Below are 23,460 nucleotides of genomic sequence, written 5' to 3' on the forward strand. Positions count from 1 at the left end.
TCCCCATGTGGTGCCGTGGGCCCGGCCTCTCCCCGCCCGGGCCCACGGCACCACATGGGGAAGGAGGCTGGGAGGCGTGAGGGCGTACGGGCGTCGTGTGGGATGTCAGGCCGCCCGCGTACCGTGGAGGAATGCTGCACATATGGCGCGATGCGGACCGTTATCGGGGCGGGAACCCGGCGGCCGGCATCGAGACACGGCACTCCTTCTCCTTCTCCGGCTTCTACGACCCGTCCAACACGCGCTTCGGGCTGCTGGTCGCCTGCAACGAGGAGCGGCTCGAGCCGGGCGCGGGTTTCGCCGAGCACCCGCACGCGGATGTGGAGATCGTCTCGTGGGTGGTCGAGGGCGAGCTGACGCACGAGGACTCGGCCGGCCGCCGCGTGACCGTGCGGCCCGGGGACGTGCAGCGGCTGAGCGCCGGCCGAGGCATCCGGCACGTGGAGCGCAACGCGGGGAGCGAGCCGCTGCGGTTCGTGCAGATGTGGCTGGTGCCGGGGGTGTTCGGGGGCGAGGCGGAGTACGAGGTCGTGCGCGGCATAGCCGACGGCACCCCGTACGCCCTGGCCCGCGCCGACGCGGTGCTGCACGTGCGGCGGCTGAGCGCGGGGGAGCGCACCGCGGTGCCGGACGCCCCGTGGGTGTACGTGCACGTGGTGCGCGGCGGGCTGAGCCTGGGCGGTGAGTCGCTGGAGGCGGGCGACGCGGCGCGGATCGGGGGCGCGAAGGGGCTGGAGGCGTCCGGGGCCGGGGCCGGGGCCGAGGCGCTGGTCTGGGAGATGCACTCCGAGCCGTCCTACGGCTGAGACCGCCCCTCCACGGCGGGCTCCTCGGCGGGCCCCACCTCGGACTCCGGGGCCGGGAGGGCGCCGGCGCAGGTGGCGCGCCCGTAGGAGCCGAAGGCGGTGGAGCGCTGGACGTGCCTGCCGCGGATCGCGAGGGTGCAACTGGCCTCGCCGCCCTCCTCGCCGAGGAGGATGCTGACGGTGGGCTCCTCGCCCAGGGGCACCTCCACGGTCTTCTTCCACGGCAGGGTCACGTCCGAGGCGACGGTGGCCTTCCCGGCCTCGCTGCGGGCGAGGTAGGTGATGTCGGCCCTGCCCTCCCCCCGGACCTCGTAGGTGACCTCGGCGGTGGGGACGGCCCGATCCCCGGGCTCGTCCCCGGTGTTCAGGACGCCGTAGCCGACGAGGCCGGCGCAGGCGAGCAGCAGGGCGGCGGCGACGGCCACCACGCGCCGGTCCACACCCCGCTCGGACGTTCCCCTCCCCTTTCCGGTTTCGCCGTCGGCGGAATCGGCGGGTTCGGTGGAATCGAAAGGGGTGGTTTCCGGGTTTCCCGGCACCGGATCGTCCGGGCGGTCGGCCGATTCGTCCGTCCGCGCCTGTGCGCTCTCCCTTTCTTCATCCGATGTGTCCGTGGGCCCGGACATGTCCTTGCTCATGACGATTCCTTTCCGAGAACGCGGACATGCGAACACGGCGTTGTACACCATGCGTGCCGCCCGTGGCCAGTGAGGGGGCAAAACGCCTCAATCCGCCCCGTCGATCCGTCGTGATCTGCGGCGATGAGGCGGTGAACCGGAGAAGTGCCCGTTATTTCCGCAGGCTTGACGGGGAATCGGAAACACGCGTAGAACCCTCCGTCGGCTGCGAGAGCCGTCGTGACCGGCGGGCGACGCATTCCTTGGCGGAACCCCTTTTGCAGGGGTTCCTCCTGGGGGTGCGTCGTCCAGCCCCCACGCCGTAACGCCGATTTCACGGCCATGTTCCGTCCGTAGGCCGCCCCGTTTTCCGGGGCGGTTGCTTCGGCTTGCCCGCATTCCGCGCGTACGCGAGCGCACGGGAGGCGCGGGACCGGCCGGGAAAGGAATTCGGCAAGATGAGAAAGCGGTACCGAAGACTGCTTTCCGGACTCGTCGTGTCGGCCGTCATGGGCACCCTGCTGCCGCAGGTGGCGTACGCGGCCCCGGCGTCCAAGGACGGCGACGACGGCGGCAGGGGCGTCGTCGACACCGTCGCGGACTGGTTCTCCGGCGACGAGGACGACGGCGAGGCGGCCCCGCCCGCCGACGGCAGGGCGGCACTGCCCAGCCGCGAGAAGCTGCCCAGGGGGAAGAAGGCGCCGGCGGCGAAGCGAGTCAAGGAGCTGACCGGCAGACGCACCGCGCACGCCCGGTTCTGGCAGCTCTCCGACGGGCGCGTCGAGGCCGAACTGTCGGCCGTCCCCACCTCCTACCGCTCCGGGTCCGGTAAGAAGGCTCAGTGGAAGCCGATCGACACCGCGGTGCGTCCCAGCGACGCCAAGGGGTTCGAGTTCGCCGGCACCGCCAACACCGGCCGCAGCTGGTTCGGCTCCGACCCCGAGCGCCTGATGCGCTTCGCCAACGACACCGGCCAGGGCGTGACGATCGGCCTCCGGGACGCGACGGGCGCGAAGCTCAAGCCTGAGGCCGAGGGCGACACCGTCACCTACCCAGGCGCCCTCCCCGGAGCCGACCTGTCCTACCAGGTGGGCCCGGGCCGGGTGAAGGAGAACATCACCCTGGCCGAACGGCCCGACGGGCCGGTGTCGTTCACCTTCACCCTGGACGTCGACAAGCTCACGCCCAAGGCGCGCGAGGACGGCTCGATCGCCTTCTACGGCGAGCACCCCGGCGTGCCCGTGATGGAGATCCCCGCCGCGTACATGACCGACGCGCGCAAGGACGCCTCCTCGCCCTACGGGTACGTCCACAGCAACGACGTCACCCAGAAGCTCACCCGCCACGGCGACGACTGGCGGCTGACGGTGACGCCTGACGCCGACTGGCTGGCGGCGAAGGAGCGGCGGTACCCGGTCGTCATCGACCCCACCGTCTCCATCGCCCCCACGCCGGCGCAGTCGCAGGACGTGATGGTCCTGTCCGACCAGCCGTCGGTGAACTTCAACGCCAACTGGAAGCTGGCGGCCGGCCGTACCGACACCGGCACCGCCCGCTCGCTGATCAAGTTCCCGCTGGACGAGATCCCCGCCGGGGTGGAGGTCGACTCCGCCCGCCTGGAGATGTACTTCGACCAGACCCACACCACCGGCGGCACCGACGTGCCCGTCAGGGTGCACCGGGCCACCGGGGCGTGGGACGAGTCGACTGCGACCTGGGACAGCACCAGCTCGCTGGTCGGTGAGCTGTCGGGCACCAGCGTCCAGGTCGACGACGGCGACCCGGCCACGGCCGCCTCCGGCTCCTGGCCCGCGTCCGGCTCCACGCTGACGCAGTACGCCGTCGGCGGCGACTACCACTACAACAAGGACGGCGCGGCCGGGGACACCTACGCCTGGCAGCCGAAGGTCGAGGACACCGCCACCTACCGGGTGGACGTCCACTACGTCGCGGCCACCGACCGCGCCACCAACGCCCCCTACACCGTCACCCACCGCGACGGCTCGGCCACGTACACCGTGGACCAGTCGGCCGGCACGGGCGGGCAGTGGACCTCGCTGGGCGGCGGCAGGCAGCTTCCCTTCACCAAGGGCACCACCGGCAAGGTCGTACTCGGGGACGGTCCGGCCTCCACCTCCACCGCCGTCATCGCCGACGCGGTGCGGCTGGTGAACCCGGCCGAGATCTGGAAGAACGTCGGCGAGTACAACCAGTGGCACAAGTTCCCCGTCACCGACACCGTGCGGAAGTGGGTCTCGGGCACCGCGGCCAACCACGGCTTCGTGATCAAGGCGCGGGACGAGTCCTCCTCCGGCCCGCTGGGCGGCCCCCGCTACGAGGCGGCCGACGGCGACTACGGCGGCGAGACCTCGACCTACCCGCGGCTGACGGTCACCTGGGGCAGGACCGGCACCGCGCTGGACTCCCCGACCGTCGTCCACGGCACCGGCCCGGAGCTGCACTGGAAGGCGTACGAGAACACCAGTGATGACTCCGGTCTGGACATCGTGGAGTACCAGCTGCACCGCTCCACCCGGCAGGCCTTCACCCCGTCGGCGGCCACTCTGGTCGCACCGGTGGACAAGGCGGTCACGTCCTTCACCGACACCACCGCATCCCCGACGCCCGCCGACCACGCGGACGAGATCGGGCGGTCGTACTACTACCAGATCGCGGTCAAGACCAAGAGCGGCGAGCTGCTCGGCTCCCCGACCCGCGTCGTGGGCATCCCCAAGGCCGGCCGCACCATGAGGCTCATCCAGGCCGGGCAGAGCGACACCACCCTCTCCAGCGCCCAGCCGGACACCAACCAGGACACCATCGAGTCCTGGGGGGTCGGCCAGAAGTGGCTGAGCGTCGGCAACAACTCCGGCACCTACGGCACCACGCGCTCGGTGCTGAAGTTCCCGACCTCCGACATCCCCACCAGCGCCACCGTGCTGGAGTCCCGGATGTTCCTGTGGGCCTCGCAGACGACCACCGGAAGCGACGGGGCGGTCTACGAACTGCGCCCGCTGACGAGGACCTTCGACGAGACCACCGCCACCTGGAACAAGGCGTCCTCCTCCACCGCCTGGAGCAGACCGGGCGGCGACTACGGCTCCGCCGTCTCCGACACCACGGCGCAGTGGGGCAACGAGGTGGGACGCCACTGGTGGGACGCCACCTCGATGACGCAGGGCTGGGTGAGCGACCCGGCCGCCAACAAGGGCGCGATGCTCAAGCTCGCCGACGAGTCCTCCTCCGGCCCGCAGGAACGCAGCCTGTTCCTGTCGGCGGAGACCGCCGACCCGCAGCTGCGTCCGCTGATCCGCGTCATCTACGTCGACTCCACCGCCGAGAAGACCTACCACGCGCCGCAGACGCCGTCTCGGATGATCCCCGGTGACACCGACACCGTCGAGGTGACGGTCACCAACACCACCGGCACGGAGTGGACGGCGACCGGACACGAACTGTCCTACCGCTGGGCGCTGCCGGACGGCACCGACGCCACCACCGGCGGCAACCAGATCGCCACCGCCCTGCCGAGAGACCTCGCGCCGGGCGAGTCGGTGACGGTGCGGGCTCAGGTCAAGGCGCCGATCAACTCCGACTCCGGCAACAAGCGCCTGGACCACGTGCTCACCTGGGACGTGCGGAACAAGACCACCGGCGCCTGGGAGTCCGACGCCGGGGGAGTCCCCGGCCTGGCCCAGCATGTGGCGGTGGAGGACCCGACCTCCAACCAGCTGGGCCTGGAGAAGTTCTACTCCTACGCGGGCAAGAACACCGGCGCCGGCTCGACGGTGATGAACAACCTGTACGCGGGCAACAACGTCTGGTCGTACAACGCCTTCTCCAACCCCGGCCGCGGCCTGTCCACCTTCGCCCGGTTCTCCTACAACTCCCTGGACACCTCCGACACCGTCCTCGGCCACGGCTGGTCGGCGCAGCTGGCCGCGCCGATCCGCTCGGGCGCGGCGCTGGACTTCCACCCCAACCCGAACCCGACCACCGTCACCCTCCCCGACGGTGACGGCACCGCGCACACCTTCCGCAAGCAGACCGACGGCACCTGGAAGGCCCCGGCCGGGGTGCACTACCTGCTCCAGCAGAAGGCGGGAGTGGACTGCAGGCCGTCGGCCGACGGTGACCCGCGCGCCTGGTCGATGACGCGGCCGGACCGCACGCAGTTCTTCTTCGACTGCGACGGCTACCTGTCGGCGATCACCGACAGGAACGGCAACACCCAGACCTACACCTACGAGGAGCGCCGCTCCAACAACAAGCCGGTCAAGTTCCTCAAGTACATCACCGACCCGGCCGGCCGGCAGACCCTGACGGTCGACTACTACGACAAGGGCCAGGACTACCCCTACATCGACGACGCCGGTGTGAAGCAGTCCGGCACCAAGCTGACCAGCCCGAAGATCATCGACCACATCGCGTCGATGACCGACGTCTCCGGGCGGAAGCTGACCTTCGTCTACAGCGACAAGGGCCTGCTCGGGGAGCTGACCGACGGCGCCGGCAGCACGCAGCCGAAGGTCTTCAGGTTCACCTACGACGCCACCCAGGGCAACAAGAACGTCAAGCTCGTCAAGGTCACCGACCCGCGCGGCAACGCCACCTCGCTTGACTACTACGACCCCAGCGAGGGCGACGACCCGAAGTTCCACTGGGCGGCGCAGACCATCACCGACCGCCTCGGGCATGACACCGGCTTCGTCTACACCGACCCCGACGGCACGGCCGGCTCCACCATCCGGACGCGGGTGACGGACGCGGAGGGCAACGCCTCCACCTACCTCCAGGACGGCTACGGCCGCCCGACCCAGGTGACCAACGCCAAGTCCCAGACCACCAAGCTGTCCTGGGACGCGGACAACAACGTCACGCGCCTGGAGGAGAACAACGGCGCGGTCACCACCTACGCCTACGACCCCAAGACCGGCTACCCGCTGGAGCAGAGGGACGCCGAGGCGAACAAGAACGGCACCGAGGCACAGACCCTCACCTACGCCACGGCGATGGACGGCCATGTGGCCGACCTGTGGCGCAAGGTCTCCCCGGAGGGCCGTACCTGGCGGTTCGACTACGACACCTTCGGCAACCTGACCTCGGTCACCGACCCCAAGGGCACCGCCACCACCACCGCCGACGACTACACCACCACCTACACCTACGACACCCGCGGCCAGCTGAAGACGGCCACGGACGCGAACGGAAACACCACCACCCACGGCGAGTTCGGCCCGACCGGCTACCCGGCACTGATCACCGACGCGCTGGACAACACCACCTCGTTCGTCTACGACGAGCGCGGCCAGGTGCTGGAGAGCACCGACGCGCTGGGCAAGACCACCACGCAGACCTACGACGTCTTCGGGCGTCCGCTGGTCTCCACCGTGCCCAAGGACCAGGACGCCGGTGAGCTGATCACCACCCCGGCCCCGGTCTACGACGCCAACGACAACATCACCGAGTCCACCGCACCCAACGGGGCGGTCTCCACGGCCGTCTACGACAGCGCCGACCAGCTCACCTCGGCCACCGAGCCGAAGGACACCGACACCTCGAACGAGCGCAGGACGACCTACGCCTACGACAAGGTCGGCAACCTCCTGACGACCACCGAGCCCAAGGGCAACCTGACCACCACCGCCGGCGACTACACCACCACCCACGCCTACGACGCGATCTACCAGCTCACCTCCGTGGTCAACGCGGCGGGCGACAAGATCAGCTACAGCTACGACGACGTCGGCAATCTGGTGAAGGTCACCGACCCGAAGAAGAACGCCAGCGCCGACACCGGCGACTTCACCACCGTCTACGCCTACGACCTCAACCACCGCGTCACCACGGTCACGGACGCGGCCGGCCACACCACCTCGCGCGCGTACGACAAGGACTCCCTGGTCGTCTCCACCACGGACGCGGAGAACAACACCACGACCGTCACCTACGACGAGCGCGGCATGACCACCGAGGCCAAGGTCCCGCACACCAAGGACGCCTCGGGCACGATCACCTACCGCACCACCCGGTACGAGTACGACGAGGTCGGCAACCGCACCAAGGTGATCACCCCGCGGGCCGTGGCGGCCGGGACGACGGAGGCCTTCACCGCCCGTACCGAGTACGACGCGCTGAACCGCCCGGTCAAGCGGTTCCAGCCCTACGACCCGGCGGACTCCCGCTACAACGACCCCAACGTCTACACCGAGACGGTGTACGACGCGGCCGGCCGGGTCGCCAGGACCTCGCTGCCGCCCTCCCAGGGGCAGTCGGTCCGCAACGACACCACCTACACCTACTACGACCACGGCCTGGTGAAGTCCTCCACCGACCCGTGGGACATCGTCACCACCTACGACTACAACGACCTGGGCCTGCAGACCGCCCGCACCCTCACCTCGGCCGGAGGCTCCTCCTCACGCACGATGGGCTGGGGCTACTACCCCGACGGCAAGCTGAAGTCCCGCACCGACGACGGCGTGCCGGTCGGCAAGCACGTCGTGCTGGTCGACAACTCCGACACCCACAACACCGACTCCACCGGCACCTGGACCACGGCGGACGCCGGCGGCCAGCAGGGCTACGACCACGCCGTCCACGCGGCCGGCACCGGCACGGACGCCTTCACCTGGACCCTCAACATCCCCGCCGACGGCACCTACACCGCCTACGTGAAGTACCCGGACGTGCCGGAGACGGCGACAACGGCCACGTACACGCTCACGCACGACGGAGGAACGACCGACAAGACGATCGACCAGACCGCGGACGCCGGCACCTGGGTCTCCCTGGGCTCCTACAGCTTCAAGCGGGGCAACGACGCCAAGCTGGAGCTGTTCGAGAACGACGGCGGCACGGTCGTCGCCGACGCGGTGAAGCTGGTGCGCGACACCGGCGGCGAGACCGACACCGAGAAGAAGACGTTCACGTACACCTATGACGCGAACGGCAACCTGACGGCGCTCGACGACACCTCGTCGAGCGCGAGGATCGACAACTACGCCATCGCCTACACGGGCCTCAACCAGGTCCGGAAGGTGACGGAGTCGCTGAACGGCACAGCGAGGAAGTCGACGTCGTACACCTACGACGCCAACGGTCTGCCGGAGGCGATCACTCACCCCGACCAGCACTCGACGTACACGTACGACCTGCGTGACCTGGTCAAGACGGTCTCGATCGGCAAGTCCGCCACGGACGCCGACCCGAAGGTGACGTCGTACACGTACACCGACCGCGGCCAGCGTCTGAAGGAGACCAAGGCCAACGGCAACACCGTCGACTACGCCTATTACCTCGATGGTCCGGTCAAGTCCACGACGGAGAAGAAGGCGGGCGGCACCCTCGTCTCCTCGCACACCTACGCCTACGATCCCAACGGCAACAAGGCGCGGGACGTGGCGAAGAAGATGAACGCCGACGACCACACCGCCTACCTGGAGTCCACCACCGACTACACCTACGACCCGGCCGACCGGCTCGCCAAGTCGGTCAAGACCGGCAACGGCGCCGGGACGGAGACGTACGTCCACGACGACAACGCCAACGTCGTCAGCCAGACGCTCAAGGGCACGACCACGACGTACGACTACGACCGGAACCGGCTGCTGAGCGCCACCGCTGTCGGCGGCACCACGTCCACCTACAACTACGACCCGTTCGGCCGCCAGGAATCGGTGACGTCGGGCGGCAAGGTGATCAGCCGGAGTGTTTACGACGGCTTCGACCACGTCGTCGAGTCGCTGAGCGCCGACTCGTCGGGCGGGATGAAGTCGACCACGTACACCTTCGACCCACTGGACCGCACCGCGTCGAAGACCGCGGACGGCAAGACCACCACGTTCAACTACCTGGGTCTGTCCGGCGAGGTGCTGACCGAGGAGGTCTCCGGTGCGCTGACCAAGTCGTACCAGTACAGCCCCTGGGGCGAGCGCCTGTCGCAGGTCAAGCACGACAGCGACGGCACCACCGAGGCCGGCTACTACGGCTACAACGCCCACACCGACGTCGAGACCCTCACGGACAAGAACGGCGACACGAAGGCCACGTACGGCTACACCGCCTACGGATCCGACGAAACGTCCGAGTTCACCGGCATCGACAAGCCCGATGCCACCGACCCCACCAAGGAGGCGTACAACCCCTACCGATACAACGCCAAGCGGTGGGACGCCCAGTCCGGAACCTACGACATGGGCTTCCGCGACTACAGCCCCGGCCTGAACCGCTTCACCACCCGCGACATGTACAACGGCGCCCTCGCCGACATGAAACTCGGCGCGGATCCGTTCACCGGAAACCGCTACGCCTTCACCGGCGGCAACCCGGTGACCAACGTCGAGATCGACGGCCACTTCTTCGCTCTCCCCGCGATCGCCTACTGGGTGGCGGGAGCGATGGGTCTGTCGCTCTACGCCGCCACTCCGCAGGGACAGCAGAACCTGAGGGACGCGGGCGAAGCGCTCGGTAACCTGATGCCGTCCGCCGAGGAGGCCGGTTCCGGTTCCAGCGAGTCGTCCAACGAACCGCGTCCCAGTCCCACCCCGCAGCCGACGCCGGGCCCCGCGCCCAGGCCCGCGCCGCGGGGCACCGACACCGACAGCGCCTCCTGCAACCCGCTGCCTCTGATCGACGGAGGACGGATCTACGGAGGACTGGAGGAGTACACGAACCACCAGGGCAAGAAGGGCTGCAGGGCAACCGCTGCCTTTGCGTTCCTCACCAAGAGCGACCGCAGGTCGCGCACCGGGGCGGGTGGTCTGCCGAGGTGCCCCGAATGCGAGCCGTCCGTCAAGCCGGATGGAATGGGAGAGATAGCGGCAGGAGGCGGGAAGCCGCAGGCCGGTCACCTGATAGGTTACTGGGGGAAGGGCACCGGCCAGGATGTCCGAAACCTGGTGGCCTTGCACGGCAAGGCAAACAGAAGGATGGCCAGCAAGGTGGAACGCTTCGGGTGGAAGCACTTGACTGGGAACAACAAGCTGATCATGTCGGTCGTTCCCGTCTACGGAGATCCGCATTCGGCTGTTCCTACATCCGTCCAGGTGGGAATGACCGCATACGGACCCCAGGGAAATATCGTGGACTCTTTCTCGTGCACGGCGGTCAACTCTCCGACCGGCATCGGCTCGAAGTGCTAGAAGGAGCGTAGTAGTGGCAGCGCTTGCAGAGATACAAACCCTGTTGGGTGAACCTCGGTTCAACTGGTCGGATCCGGCGCCGTGGATCGAACTGGAGCAGGAACTCGGTATCGAATTTCCTGCGGACTTCCGTGAGATCGTGGACGCCTACGGTTCGATCGAGATCAACGGGCAGTTGTATCTGGAGCATCCCGCCGGCCATCTTCTGCACAACCTGGGAAAAACAATCAGGGGCGACCTCGACCTCTGGCGTGAAGAGGACATGGCGGAATTTCTGCCAAGTCCGGTAGGGGCGAACCCCGGCGAATTGATGCCGGTGGCGACGGCCACGACGGGCGAGGCGGTTTTCCTGTGCGTTCCCGAAACCCCCTCGTCGCCCTGGCGCGTCGTGGTCCAGGAGTTCGACAGTCCGGCTTGGACTCTCTATGAGATGACGTTCAGTGAGTGGTTGCTGGCTTATCTCGAGGGTAGGGACGTGACGTTGTGCTCTCGCAACCTCGCGCCCGACGGGCCGTTCTGGGAGTTCCTGCCCTGAGAGAAAGCGGTGGCACCCCTTCTCTGAAGGGGTGCCACCGCGTTCTTGATCCGCAATTCGAAGGGCCTGTACGAAGACGCGGCGAACGTGCGGGCCGCCGAACATCCGCGCACGGTGTCCGGGACGGCCGGTCCTGCTCCCGGTTCCGGTCTCGGAACCGGTTCCGGTGCCGTTCGGCCGCGGCGGTGGGTCAGGAGGACGCGGCGGCCCTGGTGCGGATGGCCGGGAGCTGGGAGTAGAGGTTCGCTCCAGGGCACAGGGTCGCGTAGCCGTCGCGGTGGCCGGAGATCCGGTACAGCGTCGCCCGCTCGCCGTTCTTCCAGACGCCCGTGTCCGCGGCCGCGGTGAGCGTCACCTTGCCGGCCGGGTCGGCGCCGTACAGGCCGAGCTTCCAGCCGGAGATCCGGGCGATGGCGTCCAGCGCGGCCTGGGTGGGCCGGCCGCCGTCCTCGTAGTTGCCGAGCAGGGAGACGCCCGCGGAGTTGCCGTTGAAGCCGTAGGTGTGAGCGCCCCGGACCGCCTTGTCGACGCCTCCCGCGCGGCCTTCGAAGATCGTGCCGCACTTGTCGACGAAGAAGTTGTAGCCGACGTCGTTCCAGCCGTTGGTCTTGACGTGGTAGGTGAGGATGCCCCGGATGATGGAGGCCGACTGGGTGCAGGTGTAGCTGTTCGTGCCGGCGGTGTGGTGGACGAAGACGGCGTCCACCCGGCTCATGTAGGAGGGCGGGTCCTCGACCAGCGACTCGTCGGCGCCCCACTGGGCGCGGCTGACGATCCGCGGCGTCTGCGTCTCGGACGGTGAGGGGGCCGGGGCTGTGGTGGACGGCTCACCGGTGGGTTCGGTGCTGGGGTCGGTGGACGGTTCACCGGTGGGCTCGGTGGAGGGCTCCGGTGTCGGTTCGCCGGTCGGTTCCCCGGTGGGGGCCGGGTCGGTGGAGGGTTCCGGGCTCGGCTCCCCGGTGGGCTCGGCGGAGGGTTCCGGGCTCGGCTCCCCGGTCGGCTCTCCGGTGGGTTCGGTGGAGGGTTCGCCGGTCGGGTCGGCGGAGGGTTCCGGGCTCGGCTCCCCGGTGGGAGCCTCCGAGGTGGGCTGCCGCGACGGCTCCTGGCTGGGCTCGGGCTCCTCCGTGGCGGGGGCGGAGGCGGACGGTTCCGTGGAGGGCTCGCCCTGGCTGGGCTCCGGCGCCGGCTCCGTGGTGGGCTGCCGCGACGGCTCCTGCGAGTTCCCGCCTCCGTTCATGTCGCCGACCTTGCGCCAGCCGTTGCCGATGTCCTCGCCCAGCACGCCGGGGTCGATCATCACCAGGCGCAGTCCGCCGGGCAGTTCGGCCGACTCCCCGCCTTCCGCCAGGACCCGTGCCTCGACCCCGTCGGACTCGCCGACCCACAGGGGCTCGGAGGCTCCGCGTACTCCGCTGTCCTTGCCCTCGTCGGTCTCCGGCGGCCGTATGCCGAGGTCGAGGTCCTGCCACCGCGTCCACTGCCCGCTCCGCGCGCTGCGGGTGCGGATCTGGGCGGTGCCGTCGAGTTCTGCCTCCGGGTCCTCCCAGGAGACGCCGAGCATGGAGAAGGGCCGGGTGTCCTTGCGCGGCACTGAGCGCTTCCCCGGGTCACCGCCCTGGAACGTCTCGGTGTACGCGGCCACGGGCCGCATCCTCTCGCTGCGGGCCTGCTCGCCGGAGGTGTCCGAGGTGGTGGCGACGGCGACCGTCGTCACCACCGACCCCCCGAGCACGACGGAGCCGACCGCCAGCCAGGTCCGGCGCTTCATGTCCGCCGGCCTGCGGCTGCGGCCTCTGTTCGATCCCACGTGTTCCAAACCCCCTCTGGAAGATCCCGGTGCGTCCGGCGGCCGCCGCTCCGTCTCCGCCCGTTCGGCGGCCGGCGGGCTCGGGCCCGGACGCGGACAGCGGACGGGAGCGGCCGTACCAGCGGCACGGGCCGAGTGCGGCGGCTCGTCGTACGCGCCGTGCGCTGTGGTCGCCGACGGCTTCCGCCCTGATGGCCCGCGGCACGCCCTGCCGTGCCCGGGGTGCGATGACGAGCCCCGGCTCAGGGCAGCGGCGGCACCGCGACCGGTGCGCACGGCAGATCGGGGTGCGCCCGGCCTTCCGTCCACTGTCGGACGGGCCGGTTATACCCCAGGGCATCACCGTGCGTCACTCGCGAAGAGAAAAGCCTGAAAAGGGGGCATAGCGGCGCGCTGGAGCGGAGTGGGAGCGGGCGGCCACCGGTTCCGGTGCGGTGGGCGGCCGCCGCCCGCACCGGAACCGGTCCGCATGGGGAGGCCCGCGGCCACCAGGGGGTTCGTGGGAGCCGGCACCGGGACAGAGGTGGTGCCGGTCGAGTGTGGGCGAGGTTCCGCATGGCCGCCCGCAGCGTGTGCGCCCCGATACCGCCCGGGCTCCGGCGCAGGTTGTGTACGGCTGAAGTTCACTCGGAGTTCTTCTGGGTCCGGAGGCGGCGTGGCTGCTCGCCCCGGCGAGGAGCCGGGAGTTCCGCTGACACCGCGTAAACGTGAGTACTGCCACACCACGAGGGCGTGACCAGGCAGGATGCGGCGGCGCTTGGTGAAGGGGAGGGGGATGGCCCCCTCCCCCGGACGGCGTCCGGCGTGCCGCCGCCCGGTGCCGAGCCGAACGCGAGGGGAGACGCTCATGGGCACGGAGACCACGGCGAGACCCACGGCCGGAAGGATGCGCGGGCATGTGGCGCGGTTCGTCACGGATCTGACCTCGCGGAGGGCCGGACACCGACTGCCCCTGGACTACTCGGTGAACAGCCTGCGCATCGTGGACGCGGTGATCGAGGGCATGCGCCGCCAGGGTGCGGAGCCCGACGGTCGTGTGGCGGAGGCCCTGTTCGGTCTGGGCGGGTACCTGGGGGAGGTGATGGTCCGGCAGGCCGGGGCGGTGTGGGTGGACTTCGACGCCGGACAGTGCGAGCGGTTCGGGCAACCCGTGGGCGTGCGGATGCCCGACGGGCGCGTGTGGAATCCGCTGGGCAGAGTGGCCAACCGCTTCGCGTACGGCTCGCAGGAGTCGGTGCGGACGTTCTACCTGATGCTGCACGGACGGCACCGTCCCGGTGAGGCCGGCTCCGACGCCGCCTGACGGCTTCGGCCCGTCCACGGCCACCGCGCGTGCGGTCGTGGACGGGCCGAAGGCCGGCGCGGGTGGCCGGACTAGCGGAACAGGCGTGCGGGTACGGCGGCGGCCAGCCGGCCGTACCCGGCGGGGTTCAGATGGAGCCAGTCGCCGTCGTGGAGGCCGGGGTGGAGCCGCCCGGGGTCGGCGGGGTCGCGGACGGCGCGGTCGAAGTCGATGACGGAGTCGAAGCGGCCGCTGGTGCGGATCCATTCGTTGACCGTCTGCCGGGCGCGTTCGCGGTACCCGGCCGGGTCGTCGTACATCTCGTTGCCGCCGAAGGGCAGCAGCGTCGCGCCGTGGACCTCGATGCCGTGGGCGTGGGCGCGGGTGACGATCTGCTCGTAGGCGGCGATCAGGTCGGCCGCGACCCGCTTCTGCGCGGCCTCGGTGGCCGCCGCGGTGCCGATGTCGTTGACGCCCTCGAAGACGATGAGCGACTCCACCCCGGTCTGTGCCAGCACGTCGCGGTCCAGCCGGGCCAGGACGTTGGGGCCCAGCCCGTCGTTGAGGACGCGGTTGCCGCCGGCGGCCTGGTTGAGGACGGCGAGGCGGGCGGTGCCGCGGCGGGTCTGGAGCCGGTCGAACCACTGGTCCGTCCAGCGGTCGTTGCCGTTGGTGGTGGAGCCGCGGCCGTCGGTCAGGGAGTCGCCCAGGACGGTGACTGCCCGGGTGGACCTGGCCGACCACGTCTCGACTCCGCTGAGGAAGTACCAGTGGTCGGTCGCCGTCGCACCCGGCAGGTCCTCGGCCGCGACGTGGTCGCCGCGCAGGAGGTGGGAGGTGGTCCGGGAGCCGGGGTGGGAGGTGATGTCGTTCGATGCCTGGCCGTCCGCCAGGTAGAGGGTGACGGCGAGATTGGCCCCCGCGGCCACCTTCATGTCCACCGGGTCGGAGACCACCTGTGCTCCGACCGGGACGAGAGCCGAGGGCCTGCCGCTGAAGGTCAGCGGGCGGGAGGTGCCCGGACGTATCGCGTCGGTCCCGGCCCTCCCGTCCTCGGGGAAGGCCACGGAGGCGGCGGTGATGGGCAGGTCCGCGCCGCCGAAGGCGTTGGAGAAGCGCAGCCGCACCTTGTCGCCGCCGACCGTGACGCGGACGGTCTGCCGCAGTGTGGTGTCCTCCATGACCAGCCCCTCCTCGGTGAAGGGGGCGGGCGGCATGTTGTGGGGCTCGGTGAGCTGCGGCATCGACGTCCAGGTGTTCACCCAGTGCCGCGCGGCCCTCTTCGACGCCGCCGGAGTGGCGGAGGCGTGGGTGCCCGCGCGGTCCCCGGCGCCGGGAGCCGCGTTGTCCAGGGCGCCGGTGGCCTGGGAGGTCACGAGCACGGTCGCCGCGAGGGCTCCCGCGGTGAGCAGGCTCGTCAGGGACGATCTCCGTCTCATGGGCTTTCCGACCTCCAGGGTCCGTCGCCGTCCGGTGGGCGTGAGCGACCCTAATGGGCTCGGGCGGAAAGACAAGAGGAATTCGTGAACTCGCCTGATTAATTTGCTCGGTGAGGGGTCGGAGGGTGCTGGAGAGCCCCGGGTCGGGCCTCGCGGGCCGCCCGGGGCGCGGGTGACGGGCAGGGGGGTTTGCGACCGTGTCCGCGGCTTCGCCGAAGGGCGGGCCGCACGGGCCGGTCGCTCAGCCGTCGCGGCCGCTCAGCCGTCGCGTACGAGCGAGGCGAAGCGGAGGGCGACGGTGCGCCACACCCCGGCCGAGGCGGGCTCGTCGGCCTCCGCCCGGCGCACGGTCTCGGCGGGATCGAAGCCCAGGCGCCGCAGCCGCTCCGGATCCCACGCCCTTACCTGTGCGGCCGTCACCTCGGGGTGGAACTGCGTGCCCCACGCCCGGCCGCCCACGGCGAACGCCTGGTACGGACACCGCTCGCTCCGCGCCAGCCACCGGGCGCCCGGCGGGAGTTCGGTGATGGCGTCGACATGGTTCTCGATCGCGGCGGTACGGTCGGGCAGCCCGTGGAAGAGCGGGTCGCCCGCCGCCTCGGGACGCAGCGTCAGCGGTGTGCTGCCGATCTCCGGCTCGCCGTGCTCCGCCGCGACCTCGCCGCCCGCGACCTGGGCCAGCATCTGGCCGCCCAGGCAGATCCCGAACACCGGGACGCCGCCGTCCAGCGCCTCGGCGACCAGGGCGCGGGTGGGGGCGAGCCAGGGGGCGCGCGTGTCGTCGTCCGGCAGGTAGCCGCCGCCGAGGACGAGGACGCCCCGGTGGCCGTCCGTCCGGGCGGGCAGCGGCTCGCCGTCGTAGGCGCGGACGACGTCCAGCGCCGCACCGCCCTCGGCCAGCCAGGCGCCGAACCGGCCCGGCCCGCCGTTCGGGGTGTGCTGCACCGCCAGTACGCGCGGCTGCCCGCCCATGTGCCGCTCCTTCCCGCGCCGGCCTGCGGCCGGCCCGTGGTCGGTCCGTGCCGACCGGCACCGGTCGGCGTGTCTCAGTGCCCGCGCAGTTCGGCCAGCACCGCGTCGGTGAACGGCGGCCACGCCTCGACGGCCCAGGGGCCGAACGCCCGGTCCGCCAGGGCCACACAGGCGGCGCCCGCTTCCGGGTCCACCCACAGGAACGTACCCGCCTGCCCGAAGTGGCCGAAAGTGCGCGGTGAGGAGAGGGCGCCCGTCCAGTGCGGGGACTTGCCGTCGCGGATCTCGAAGCCCAGGCCCCAGTCGTTGGGCTTCTGGTTGCCGTAGCCGGGCAGGACGCCGGGCAGATCCGGGAAGACCACGGTCGTGGCCTCCGCGACGGTGCGCGGATCCAGCAGGCGCGGGGCCTGGAGTTCAGCGGCGAAGCGGACCAGATCGGCCAGGGTGGAGACACCGTCCTTGGCCGGGGAGCCCGGCAGGTCGGTGGCGGCCATGCCCAGGGGGACGAGAACGGCCTGGCGCAGATACTCCGGGAAGGGGATGCCGGTGGCCTTGGCGATGTGGTCGCCGAGCACCTCGAAACCGGTGTTGGAGTAGATCCGGCGGGTGCCCGCGGCGGCCATCGTGCGCTGCTCGTCGAAGGCCAGACCGGAGGTGTGGGCGAGCAGGTGCCGCACCGTCGAGCCCTCGGGACCGGCTGGCTCGTCCAGCTCGATCGCGCCCTCCTCGACGGCGATCAGCGCCGCGTACGCCGCCAGCGGCTTGGTGACCGAGGCGAGGGCGAAACGGTGACCGGCGGGGCCGTGCGTCCCGGCCACCGTGCCGTCGGCGGTCACGACGGCCGCCGCCGCCGTCTTGACCGGCCAGTTCTCGATCATGCGCAGGCTGTCCATGCTCCCGAGCCTAACCTGGGGCTCAGCGGGCGGGCGTGGCGGGATTTCGCCCCCGTTATTCGCTTGCCTGGAGCGCACTCGAACTCCGTAGCGTTCCCCCATGACCGTGACGCAGACGCAGGTGCAGACGGGGACGGACACGGACACGGACACGGAGGCCGGTGGGGAGGCCGGGGAGCCGCTGACGGACGTGTGCGCGGCGGCCGAGGTGCCCCACCCGCGGCCGGACGGGCGGGACCGCTACACGATCAGCGAGGTCGCCGCGATCACCGGTCTGAGCGCCCACACGCTGCGCTGGTACGAGCGGATCGGGCTGATGCCGCACATCGACCGCTCCCACACCGGACAGCGCCGCTTCACCAACCGCGACCTGGACTGGCTGGCCTTCGTCGGCAAGCTGCGTCTGACGGGAATGCCGGTGGCGGACATGGTGCGCTACGCGGAACTGGTGCGCGCGGGCGACCACACCTTCGAGGAGCGGCAGGAGTTGCTGCGCGCGACCCGCGAGGACGTCAGCCGCAGGATCGACGAGCTGCGGAGCACACTGGCGGTCCTCGACTTCAAGATCGACTTCTATGCGGACGCCCGCCGGGCGTCGGAGAGGTTCTGAGAGGCCGGGCGAGCCGGGGGACGGGAGTGAACGGATCGCCGTGGCGCGGCGCGGCTCGGTGCGGCGGGACGGGAGCGGGCCCGTCGTGCCTCACGGCCCGTCGTGCCCACGGCGCCCGGCAGGGCTCACAACTCGGCGAGGAGGTCGGCCTTCTTCGCGCTGAACTCCTCGTCGGTGAGCAGCCCGGCCCCGTGCAGCTCGCCCAGATGCCGGATGCGGTCGGCGATGTCGGCGGGGGCGGGCCGGAACGCGGCGGCCGGATCCGCCGCGCGGGAGACGGGAGCCGCCGCCTCCAGCACCGGGGCGGGCTCGGCCGCCCGTACCGCCTCCAGCACCGATGCCGCCAGCGGCAGCGACTCGTGCACCAGGCCGTAGCCGAGGCCGAAGACGACGGCGGCCGGATCCTGGTCGGCCTCCGGGTGCTCCCGGTCCTCCGGCTCGCCGCGGCGGATCAGCCGCAGATGGCCGCCGACGACCTCCGGTGAGCGCCATCGGACGCCCTGCAACTCGCCGACCGGGAAGGACTGGTCGCCCGCCTTCCACTTCGCGGAGGAGGCCCCGGTCCAGAACCAGCGGAAGGAGACCGCCCGGCCGTCGAAGGAGACCTTGCCGTCGTACGCCTTGAACTGCAGCGGAGCGGCGGGCGCGGCGACCAGATGGCGGTCGGCCGGCTCCTGCGCCCGGGAGCCGAGCACGGAGGACAGCTCGCTGATCCAGGCGGCGGCCAGGGGCTCGTGCTCGGCGGGGAGCACCAGACGGTACGGGTCGCTGGTCTCCCTGAGCTGACCGGCTGCGGCCTCCATCAGCGGATCGGCGCCCGGGCGCGGCTCGGCGCGCAGCACGACCGTGCCCCGTCTGGTGCCGGGGGCCAGCTCGACAGACCTCAGCGCCTCGTAGGGGACGCGCCGCTCACCGAGCACGTGGAACAGCTTCGGAGTGCGGATGCCCCGTTCGAAGCGGACGAGCACGGAGTCGGTGTCGAACTCCCAGGAGGAGTTAATTCCGGCCAGCACGTCACCCATACGGGTCATCGTATGCGTCGGCGCCCGGGTCTTCCTCCCCCGCCGTGCCGCATACGTCATACCTCGTCCACCCGGTGGCAGCCGCCCGTACCGACGGCCGTCATGTCGGCCGGGCTCCCGGTGCCCGCCCGCGTCCGGGCGGGCGCGGGCACCGGCAGCGGGTGGATCGGGGCGTCACCCCCGGCGTCACCCCCGGCGTCACCCCCGGTGCGGGGGGACGTCCTGCCCGCTGCCGCCGGCGGACCGCCAGTCCTCCGCCAGGGCGGGGCCGAGCCGGTCGAGATACTCCTGGAAGACCCTGCGGGCCCCCTCCACCGTGATGTCCCGGCCGACGGCCCAGCGGCGCCCCGCGAGCCGGAGCACGCCGGCGAAGGCCGCGACCAGTACCCGCGGCCGCGGATCGTGCTCGGGATCGACACCGGTACGGCGGGCGATCTCGGCGGCGAGCCGCTCCTCCTGCTCCGTGGAGTGCCGCAGATGGGCCGCAGTCAGGGCGGGGGTCGTCTCGATGACCTGCCACATTCTCATGTAGACCCCGAGCGGTACGACCTCCCGGACCACGTCGTCGACACCGTCCCAGACGGCGCCGAGCGCGTTCCCCAGGACCTGCAGGGGGGCCTCGTCGGCGGGGCGCTCCCCGACGGCGGCGAGGAACCGCTCCTCGACCGCCCGCACGAGGACGAAGGCGATCTCCTCCTTGCCCGCGAAGTAGCGGAAGAACGTCCGCTGGGAGACGTCCACGGCAGTGGTGATGTCGTCGATCGTGGTGTGTTCGTACCCCTGGGCGGCGAACAGTTCGTGTGCCGCGCGGACCAGCGCGTCCCGGGTGCGCTGCTTCTTGCGCTCGCGCAGTCCGGCCACCCGGCCACCTCCTGCCGTCTCGAAAGGTGCCGGTCACCCTACCCGTGAGCTGGACTTCAGCTGGTGGGCACATAATCGCTTCGGAAGTGTCAGTCGCTGACACTAGGCTCCCGGCCATGACTTCCAACACGGTCTCCGCCGCCCCCGGCGCATCGAAGCCCCCGGGGCCCGGCGCTGCCCCCGGCCGTGCCGGGTTGCGCGGCCACCCCTGGCTGACCCTCCTGGCCGTCGCGCTCGGCGTGGTGATGGTCACCCTGGACGGCACCATCGTCGCCATCGCTAACCCGGCCATCCAGCAGGACCTCGGCGCCTCGCTCGCCGACGTCCAGTGGATCACCAACGGCTACCTGCTCGCCCTGGCCGTCGCACTGATCACCGCCGGAAAACTCGGGGACCGCTTCGGCCACCGCCAGACCTTCCTCGTGGGCATCGTCGGCTTCGCCGCCACGTCCGGCGCCATCGGACTGTCCGAGGGCGTCACGATGGTCATCGCCTTCCGGGTGCTCCAAGGGCTGTTCGGCGCCCTGCTGATGCCGGCCGCCCTGGGCCTGCTGCGCGCCACGTTCCCGGCCGAGAAGCTCAACATGGCGATCGGTATCTGGGGTGCGGTGATCGGCGCCTCCACCGCGGCCGGCCCCATCGTCGGCGGCCTGCTGGTCGAGCACGTGAACTGGGAGTCGGTCTTCTTCATCAACGTTCCGGTGGGGCTGCTGGCCGTACTTCTGTGCCTGGCGATCCTGGTGGACCACCGGGCGGAGAACGCGCCCAGGTCCTTCGACGTCCCCGGCATCGCCCTGCTGTCGGGCGCGATGTTCTTCCTGGTGTGGGGCATCATCAAAGCGCCCGAGTGGGGGTGGGGCGACAACGCGACGGTGTGGTGCCTGGTGATCGCGGCGCTGACCCTGCTGGCCTTCCTGGTCTGGGAGAGCATGGCGGGCGAACCCCTGCTGCCCCTGAGGCTGTTCCGCTCCGTCCCGCTCTCGGCGGGCACCGTGCTGATGGTCCTGATGGCCTTCGGTTTCATGGGCGGCCTCTTCTTCGTCACCTTCTACCTCCAGAACGTCCACGGGATGAGCCCGGTGGACAGCGGACTGCACCTGTTGCCGCTGACCGCGATGATGATCGTCGCCTCGCCCGTGGCCGGAGGACTGATCACCAAGGTCGGCCCGCGCCTTCCGCTGGTCGGCGCGATGCTGATCACCGCGATCGCGATGTTCGGCCTGTCCACCCTGGAGCGGGGCACCGGCACCCTCGAGATGTCGCTGTGGTTCGGCCTCCTCGGTCTCGGCCTCGCTCCGGTGATGGTGGGCGCCACCGAGGTCATCGTGGGCAACGCCCCGCTGGAGCACGCCGGGGTCGCCGGCGGCCTCCAGCAGGCCGCCATGCAGGTCGGCGGCAGCCTCGGCACGGCCGTCCTGGGCGCGGTGATGGCCTCCCGGGTGCACGAGACCCTGCCCGGGAAGTGGGCCGAGGCCCAGCTCCCCCCGCTGCCGCCGCAGGACGCCGAACTGCTGGGGGAGGCCGCCGAACTGGGCATCGTCCCGCCCGCCCCCGCCGGAACCCCCGCGCAGGCGGCCGAGGCCATGGGCCGGGTGGTGCACGAATCCTTCCTCTCCGGCATGGGGCTGGCCTTCACCCTCGCCGGAATCGTGGCAGTCCTGGCCGCGGGCATCGCGCTGTTCACCAAGGGCGGCCAGCATGGCACGGTTCCCTCGGTGCATGTCTGACCCGGCGGGAAGCTGTGGACAACCGGGAGGCTGTGGACAACTCCGTTACCCGTCCTGGTGAAACGGCCGGTCTGCCCTTGGCAGGCCGGCCGGCCCGTGTCGAAGCTGATCGCACAACGACCGACACGGGGGAGAGACCCACATGCGTCACGTACACCGCACTCACCACATCCGCGCCCACCGCATCCGCGCCGGCCGTGGCCACAGGGCCCGCCGGGCCGCACTGCCCGCGGCCCTGACCGCGGTCGCCGCGGTGCTCACGGTCCTGACACCGCAGACGGCCGTGTCGGCGGCAGTACCGGCACCGCGACTGGGAGAGTGCGCGGCCGGGGAGCTGTGCCTGTGGGAGCGTGCGGACTTCAAGGGGCCGCGCCGCACCCACGAACTGGCGGACACCGACATCGAGAGCTGTGTGCCGCTGCCGCGGGGCACCTCTGCGGCCTCGCTCGCCAACCGCACCGGGCGGCCCGTCACGGCCTACCAGAGCGCGGAGTGCGCCGAGACCGGCGAGTTCGACACCTATCCCTCGGGCAGCTGGGCGCCGCGGGCGGACTACCGGGTGCGGGCCGTCAAGATCTGGGAGAGCTGACGTGGCCCGCCGCGCCCGTGACCGTGCCGTCCCCGTGGCCGCCGGAGTCCGTGAACCCACCCCGCAGCTCCGCGACCTCCGCCCGCAGAGCACGTACCTCGGCTGTCAGGTCCTCGATCACCGCGGTCTGCCGCCGTTCCGCGGCGTCCTCCTCGTCGAACCGGGCGATGAACCAGGCCGCGATATTGGCGGTGACCACACCGAGCAGCGCGATCCCGGAGAGCATCAGCCCGATGGCCAGCAACCGGCCCAGACCGGTGGTCGGCGCCAGATCGCCGTAGCCCACCGTGGTCATGGTGGTGAAGGACCACCACACCGCGTCGCCGAGTGTCGTGATGTTGCCGTTCGGAGAGTTCCGCTCCACCTCCAGGACGGCCAGCGACCCGAACACCAGCAGTCCCAGGCACGAACCGGCCACATAGGTGGTCACCCGCACCCGGGAGGCCATCCGGGCCCGCTGCCCGACCAGCAGCAACGCGGAGACCAGACGCAGCAGGCGCAGCGGCTGGAGCAGGGGGAGCAGCACGGCCAGCAGCGCGAGGGGCTGGCTGCGCACGAAGGCCCACCGCCGCGGGGCCAGCCTGAGCCGTACCGCGTAGTCCAGTGCGAACGCCGCCCAGACCCCCCACTCCACAGCCCTGCACGCGTCCCGTACCCACGGGGCGAGGTCCGTGCGCACGATCGGTACGGCATAGGCGACTGCGAAGAGGACGGACAGCAGCAGCAGTGGTCCCTGCGTCCGGCGTTCCCAGCGTTCCCTGGCCTGTATGTCCGCCATGCCCGGCATCGTACGGGGCCCCCGGGGTATCCGAAGCCACAGCCCGGTCCGACGACCCTGGGAGGGAAGATGACGGGCACGCGGTACTTCGAAGGCAAACGGCGTGGCGGTGGAGACCTCACCGGGGACGAGCGCTCGACGTTCGGCGTCATCGGTGCGGTCTGCGCGGTCGTAGGGCTCTTCGTGATGGGGTTCGTACTCGGCCCCATCGCGATGGTCTGCGGCTGGCTCGCCATGGGACGCCGCTGGAACACCCGGTCGAAGGCGGCGGTGGTGGCCGTGGTCCTGGGTGCGCTGGACACCGTCTTCGGCCTGATATGGCTCTTCACCGCCTCCGGCTCGTGGGGGCTGTGGCTGTGACGGGCGCGGCGGCGCACAG

General features: G+C 70.9%; 16 protein-coding genes. 8 read left to right on the top strand and 8 right to left on the bottom strand.

What is annotated here, in order from left to right; translation table 11 throughout:
• Positions 1-131 precede the first annotated feature (131 nt).
• Positions 132-806, top strand: coding sequence for a pirin family protein (locus tag L7D48_RS05065; protein WP_237877671.1), 675 nt, complete (start codon positions 132-134; stop codon positions 804-806).
• Here L7D48_RS05065 and L7D48_RS05070 read toward each other — a convergent pair.
• Positions 797-1,234, bottom strand: a complete 438-nt coding sequence (locus L7D48_RS05070; protein ID WP_237877672.1) for a hypothetical protein — start codon at positions 1,232-1,234, stop codon at positions 797-799. The genes L7D48_RS05065 and L7D48_RS05070 overlap by 10 nt on opposite strands.
• A gap of 647 nt (positions 1,235-1,881) precedes the next feature.
• Here L7D48_RS05070 and L7D48_RS05075 point away from each other — a divergent pair.
• On the top strand, positions 1,882-10,566 hold the full coding sequence (locus tag L7D48_RS05075) for a DNRLRE domain-containing protein (protein WP_237877673.1): 8,685 nt from the start codon (positions 1,882-1,884) through the stop codon (positions 10,564-10,566).
• 13 nt (positions 10,567-10,579) lie between these two features.
• A complete protein-coding gene (locus L7D48_RS05080; RefSeq protein ID WP_237877674.1) occupies positions 10,580-11,101 on the top strand; it encodes an SMI1/KNR4 family protein in 522 nt (173 codons plus the stop codon).
• A 190-nt stretch (positions 11,102-11,291) separates the two neighbouring features.
• Here the strand turns inward: L7D48_RS05080 and L7D48_RS05085 are convergent, their stop codons facing one another.
• Positions 11,292-12,869: an N-acetylmuramoyl-L-alanine amidase gene (locus tag L7D48_RS05085; protein WP_237877675.1), complete on the bottom strand. Its 1,578-nt coding sequence runs from the start codon at positions 12,867-12,869 to the stop codon at positions 11,292-11,294.
• An 886-nt stretch (positions 12,870-13,755) separates the two neighbouring features.
• On the opposite strand from L7D48_RS05085, the gene L7D48_RS05090 reads away from it, so the two are divergent.
• The gene (locus L7D48_RS05090) at positions 13,756-14,211 is read left to right on the top strand and encodes a hypothetical protein (protein ID WP_237877676.1); all 456 of its coding nucleotides are present in this window, start codon (positions 13,756-13,758) and stop codon (positions 14,209-14,211) included.
• Between the two features lie 71 nt (positions 14,212-14,282).
• Here L7D48_RS05090 and L7D48_RS05095 read toward each other — a convergent pair whose 3' ends face one another.
• From L7D48_RS05095 to L7D48_RS05105, 3 genes are all read right to left on the bottom strand, one after another.
• Positions 14,283-15,629 carry an SGNH/GDSL hydrolase family protein gene (locus tag L7D48_RS05095; protein WP_237877677.1) on the bottom strand — a complete coding sequence of 449 codons (1,347 nt, stop codon included), beginning with the start codon at positions 15,627-15,629 and terminating at the stop codon, positions 14,283-14,285.
• Between the two features lie 258 nt (positions 15,630-15,887).
• Positions 15,888-16,601 (bottom strand): type 1 glutamine amidotransferase, encoded by a 714-nt coding sequence (locus L7D48_RS05100; RefSeq protein ID WP_237877678.1) that lies wholly within the window; start codon positions 16,599-16,601, stop codon positions 15,888-15,890.
• 74 nt (positions 16,602-16,675) lie between these two features.
• Positions 16,676-17,494: a serine hydrolase gene (locus tag L7D48_RS05105; RefSeq protein ID WP_237877679.1), complete on the bottom strand. Its 819-nt coding sequence runs from the start codon at positions 17,492-17,494 to the stop codon at positions 16,676-16,678.
• Between the two features lie 100 nt (positions 17,495-17,594).
• Here L7D48_RS05105 and L7D48_RS05110 point away from each other — a divergent pair, with 100 nt between their 5' ends.
• Positions 17,595-18,104 carry a MerR family transcriptional regulator gene (locus L7D48_RS05110; protein ID WP_237877680.1) on the top strand — a complete coding sequence of 170 codons (510 nt, stop codon included), beginning with the start codon at positions 17,595-17,597 and terminating at the stop codon, positions 18,102-18,104.
• Between the two features lie 125 nt (positions 18,105-18,229).
• Here L7D48_RS05110 and L7D48_RS05115 read toward each other — a convergent pair whose 3' ends face one another.
• Both L7D48_RS05115 and L7D48_RS05120 read right to left on the bottom strand, forming a co-directional pair.
• Positions 18,230-19,126, bottom strand: a complete 897-nt coding sequence (locus tag L7D48_RS05115; RefSeq protein WP_237877681.1) for a DUF4429 domain-containing protein — start codon at positions 19,124-19,126, stop codon at positions 18,230-18,232.
• 198 nt (positions 19,127-19,324) lie between these two features.
• Positions 19,325-19,987, bottom strand: a complete 663-nt coding sequence (locus L7D48_RS05120; RefSeq protein ID WP_237877682.1) for a TetR/AcrR family transcriptional regulator — start codon at positions 19,985-19,987, stop codon at positions 19,325-19,327.
• A gap of 116 nt (positions 19,988-20,103) precedes the next feature.
• Here L7D48_RS05120 and L7D48_RS05125 point away from each other — a divergent pair, with 116 nt between their 5' ends.
• Entirely contained in the window at positions 20,104-21,714 is a 1,611-nt protein-coding gene (locus L7D48_RS05125) for an MFS transporter (protein WP_237877683.1), read from the top strand.
• 142 nt (positions 21,715-21,856) lie between these two features.
• Positions 21,857-22,303, top strand: a complete 447-nt coding sequence (locus L7D48_RS05130; protein ID WP_237877684.1) for a peptidase inhibitor family I36 protein — start codon at positions 21,857-21,859, stop codon at positions 22,301-22,303.
• Here the strand turns inward: L7D48_RS05130 and L7D48_RS05135 are convergent.
• Complete coding sequence (locus L7D48_RS05135; RefSeq protein ID WP_237877685.1) at positions 22,284-23,090, bottom strand: potassium channel family protein; 807 nt, start codon at positions 23,088-23,090, stop codon at positions 22,284-22,286. The genes L7D48_RS05130 and L7D48_RS05135 overlap by 20 nt on opposite strands.
• 60 nt (positions 23,091-23,150) lie before the next feature.
• Between L7D48_RS05135 and L7D48_RS05140 the strand changes: the two genes are divergently transcribed.
• The gene (locus tag L7D48_RS05140; RefSeq protein WP_237877686.1) at positions 23,151-23,441 is read left to right on the top strand and encodes a hypothetical protein; all 291 of its coding nucleotides are present in this window, start codon (positions 23,151-23,153) and stop codon (positions 23,439-23,441) included.
• The last annotated feature ends 19 nt before the right edge of the window (positions 23,442-23,460 follow it).

This window comes from Streptomyces sp. ICN903, assembly GCF_022015835.1.
GTDB classification, from domain to species: Bacteria; Actinomycetota; Actinomycetes; order Streptomycetales; family Streptomycetaceae; genus Streptomyces; species Streptomyces fenghuangensis.